We start from the raw sequence: 2084 nt of genomic DNA, 5'->3' as shown, positions 1-2084 counted from the left end.
GAGCTCCCCGGCGACGACCATTTCCCCTGGCTGGGGGACGCCGAGACCGTTCTCGACGCCATCGAAGAGTTCGTGACCGGTGAGCGGTCCGGCGTGATGCCGAGTCAGGTGCTGGCCAGCATGCTCTTCACCGACATCGTCTCGTCTACCAAGACCGCCGCCGACCTCGGCGATCGAGAGTGGACCGCCTTGCTGAAGACCCACGACGGGATCGTGCTGAGCGAGGTCGCCCGCTTTGGCGGCCAGACCGTGCGCCACACCGGGGACGGTTCGCTCAGTCTGTTCGAGGGGCCCGCTCGTGCCGCCCGGGCCTGGATGTCGATCGAGCGGCGGGTTCGCGGCATCGGCCTGCAGATCCGTGGTGGCCTCCACACCAGCGAGGTGGAGATGCGGGATGGCGAGCTGTCGGGGCTCGGGGTCCACATCGCTGCCCGTTTGATGGATCTGGCTGGCCCGGGCGAGCTGATCGTGTCCTCGGTTGTTCGCGATCTGTCGGTGGGTTCAGGCCTTGAGTTCGCCGATCGAGGGCTGCATTCGCTCAAGGGTGTTCCCGGTGAGTGGCGGGTGTTCCAGGCGGGCGGGAGCGAGGTTTCTTCTGGCGAGGGCTCGCTCAACCGGTAGCTTCCACACGGCAGCCGCTGGCTGGCGCGGACCCTGAGGCCGGGAGGCTTCAGTCGAGGTGCGGCGGCCTCCTCCCGAGCAGACGAGCGATCGCTGCCACCATCGGGATGAGCCGGCCCAGCATGCCGCTGGCTCGGAAGACATCCCGGTACTCATGCGCGAAGAGGGCCCGTTCGAACAGGCCGGCATCGTCGCCGAGCTTGGCGGCGAGCGCGAAGAAGTCGGCTGAGCGCAGCGCCGGCGTGGTCACCCATCGGACCACCGCGGGCTCGTCCGTCGACGCGTTCCGCGCCTTGTGGGGGGTCCCCGCCGCGATCTCGATCAAACCGCCCGCTGCGACCGTCCGCTCAGCGCCGTCGACCACGAACACCACGGCGCCCTTCTCGATCTCGAAGAGCTCGTCTTGGGCCGGGTGAAAATGGAGTGGTGGGAACGGCGAAGCGGGCGCGTACTCGACCCGCTGCTCATAGACGTCCTCATCCGAGCGCAGGACCCAGGTGCGGGCGGTCGGCGTGGTGTGCGTCGGTCCTTCCGAGGGCATTGTCGCTCTCCATCGATCGAGTCACATGCGGCGGCCGTAGTGGTCACGATACCGGGAAGCTCGAGGCCGATACTCCGTGAACACCCGGAGAATGCGCCGAAGGGCGAAGACCAACTGACACTTCGACCCCAGCGGGGATCAGGTCACCGACCATCGGCTGACCGACGTTGCGGGCACACAAGGCAGGCTGGCCGTTGCCACTCTCAGCAGAGCCCCGGAGGGTCGGATGATCCGGCACCGTTGCCCGAGCATTGATTGTTCGAGTAGGTGTTATCTGTTCCGGCATCGCCGGTACCACCTCCAAACAGCGGCGTCTGGTCTTCGATGCCCCAGCCGGTGTTGTCGTTGGAGGTGTTGCCGGTGAATACATTCCCGACGGTGCCGACCTCATTGGCCCCAAACCCGTTGCCACTCTTCGTCGCAACGTTGTCGGCGAGCACGTTGTTGCTCGAAGCCCACACCATGAACCCGACACCTCTGACAGCAGTTGTCGTGTTCCTACGGAGCTCGTTTCCGTCCGATCCGTTGAACACTCCGAAGCCGAACCAATCGATCGCGTCGGTGACACTGTTCCCAGTCAGCATGTTCCCATCGGACCCTTCCAGCCAGAACCCGCGATCCACCCGCGAGATCGAGTTGGCGGTGAAGTTGTTGCCGTTGGATTGCCGCACAACGATGCCGGTCTCGAAGTCCTGCAGGACGCAGTTCCGCACCGTGACGCCGGTTCGCTGGTTGACGTCGATCCCCGTGAAGCCGAAGGTGCGACCCGGGCCGATCAGCGTGTGGCCGGCGCAGTCGAGGGTGACGTTGTCGGCGGCGATGATGATGTTGCCCTTGTGGTTCTGGATCAGAGTGGTCGACTCGGTGACGCTGAGGGTTCCGGCGGTGGATGGGCCGGGAACCTGATCTTCGCAGGGGGGCA

Annotated in this window: 3 protein-coding genes; 1 reads left to right on the top strand and 2 read right to left on the bottom strand. The window is 65.6% G+C overall.

What is annotated here, in order from left to right; translation table 11 throughout:
* Nucleotides 1-621: adenylate/guanylate cyclase domain-containing protein (locus tag VLT15_10185; GenBank protein HSR45578.1), on the top strand; the 621-nt coding region annotated here is incomplete at its 5' end.
* A gap of 49 nt (nucleotides 622-670) precedes the next feature.
* On the opposite strand, the gene VLT15_10180 is transcribed toward VLT15_10185, so the two are convergent.
* Together VLT15_10180 and VLT15_10175 are read right to left on the bottom strand one after the other, a co-directional pair.
* The gene (locus VLT15_10180; GenBank protein ID HSR45577.1) at nucleotides 671-1162 is read right to left on the bottom strand and encodes a cupin domain-containing protein; all 492 of its coding nucleotides are present in this window, start codon (nucleotides 1160-1162) and stop codon (nucleotides 671-673) included.
* A gap of 203 nt (nucleotides 1163-1365) precedes the next feature.
* On the bottom strand, nucleotides 1366-2084 hold a 719-nt coding region (locus VLT15_10175; GenBank protein HSR45576.1), incomplete at its 5' end, for a right-handed parallel beta-helix repeat-containing protein.

The organism is Acidimicrobiia bacterium (assembly GCA_035471805.1).
GTDB lineage: Bacteria > Actinomycetota > Acidimicrobiia > Spongiisociales > JAHEDJ01 > JAHEDJ01.
The sequence above is the reverse complement of the archived record's forward strand: the minus strand, read 5'-3'. Positions and strand labels throughout refer to the sequence as shown.

What these genes read in the sequence shown, in the direction of transcription:
- VLT15_10180 (HSR45577.1), bottom strand. Translation starts at nt 1,162, where the DNA reads ATGCCCTCGGAAGGACCGACGCACACCACGCCGACCGCCCGCACCTGG.